Origin of the sequence: Pseudovibrio sp. W74, assembly GCF_001623085.1 — a bacterium.
Classification (GTDB): Bacteria; Pseudomonadota; Alphaproteobacteria; order Rhizobiales; family Stappiaceae; genus Pseudovibrio.
Genome location: NZ_LMCJ01000019.1, coordinates 1 through 1363, shown reverse-complemented (window position 1 = coordinate 1363; position 1363 = coordinate 1). Strand labels below are relative to the sequence as shown.

3 protein-coding genes are annotated in these 1363 nt (G+C 49.4%); all 3 read left to right on the top strand.

Features of this window, described 5'->3' with window-relative positions:
- The first annotated feature begins 108 nt into the window (after positions 1 to 108).
- Positions 109 to 498: a hypothetical protein gene (locus tag PsW74_RS14610; RefSeq protein WP_063290537.1), complete on the top strand. Its 390-nt coding sequence runs from the start codon at positions 109 to 111 to the stop codon at positions 496 to 498.
- A gap of 85 nt (positions 499 to 583) precedes the next feature.
- Positions 584 to 1009 (top strand): hypothetical protein, encoded by a 426-nt coding sequence (locus PsW74_RS14605; RefSeq protein ID WP_063290536.1) that lies wholly within the window; start codon positions 584 to 586, stop codon positions 1007 to 1009.
- Positions 1010 to 1181: 172 nt separating this feature from the next.
- The coding region (locus PsW74_RS29120) for a hypothetical protein (protein ID WP_206599933.1) at positions 1182 to 1363 on the top strand (182 nt) is incomplete at its 3' end.

Sequence of the window (1363 nt, the reverse complement as noted above, 5' to 3'; positions counted from 1 at the left end):
TCGGCCAGGATGGGGAAACAGGTCTTTTTGGATTGCATCAGCTCACCCGCTTGCTTGGCAAGAAAAATAGAAACAGGCCTCTTGTGAGGCGGCTAAGGAGAAATAGAAATGATCGCAGTCGGAGAAACCACCAATGTTTTGTATACGCAGCTTATCTGCAAGAATTCTGGAAAGGTGCTGGGACAAGTAAGCGGGCCAACAGAGCAAACTGCGTACTGCAACAAAGTTTGGGCTATACAATCAGATCAAGAGTTGATTGTCACAGATAAAACCGATGTGGCTGAACCATCTAACTTCTATGGCCCAGTTCCAAAGAACTCCAACGTCTATGTTTACGGTGATTTTCTTGAAGAGCAAAAACCCACTGACATAGAACCAACTTGGGTAGGTGCAGCGCTTGAACTGGAGCAGATGAAAAACTCAGCGTTTGATGTTGCCGGAAACACATGGACCGCATTTAACGAAAGCGGCGAGGTGCTTGGTTCATCTGAGTTCTAATACTCAAGGGCTAAAGTTAAGCGCGGCGGCTTGATAGTAAGCAAGCGGCCTTCTGCTCCTCCATTTTTCAAAGGCACTTCTTGCCATGGCCGCAACATTTGAAAGCATGGGCTATGGCCCCTGCCATCCTTGGTATTACCACACCGGCGGAACACCGCTTTACCCAAAACAGATTAAACGTTGCGTGATTGCTTCAGGCTATCGCGGGTATCTGGCAGGTGAGATTGAACGCATTGACCAGTGTGCAGAGCCCAAGCGCACACATGAGCTTAGAGCGATCAAGGCCACTGCTTTAACTCAGTTGAAACGTGATTTGAGCGGATACCGTGAGGCGGTGTGTGAACTGCGCCAAGGAGAGGTCTTTTATGATAAGGCCGACCCATACCGATCTATTGGTGATTACTGCGTGAGTGCCAGCTTGAAGCACAATCATATCTATAATGCCTTTGCGATCCTCAACTACGTTGATGAGTTACTTGCCCACCAGAAAGACTTGTTTGATTTGTTTTAGTGCTAACATCCTGATGGATAGGATGGGGGGCGAAAGCTCCCCTTTTTTCATTTGTGCCCTCCAGCCTTCAAGAACGATCGGCCTTCAAAGCTACAAGAAACGGAGCGTCCTGGTTCACAAGCTCTGCGCGGGATCTGCTGATCCCACTTAGATCTTGCAACCCAGAACACCCATGTTTGCATTGGGCTTACGGCTGGCAAGCGACCGGCGCACCGGCCACATGCCAGCCTTCAGCAAGTCGCCAGTCTTTCATCTCTCTTTGTCATTTCGCCTGAAGATCTGCAGCAAGGGCTTCGCCCTCGCAGATGCCATCAAAAAAGCTGCAGTTACCACAACCTGCCCTTCGGCCAGGAT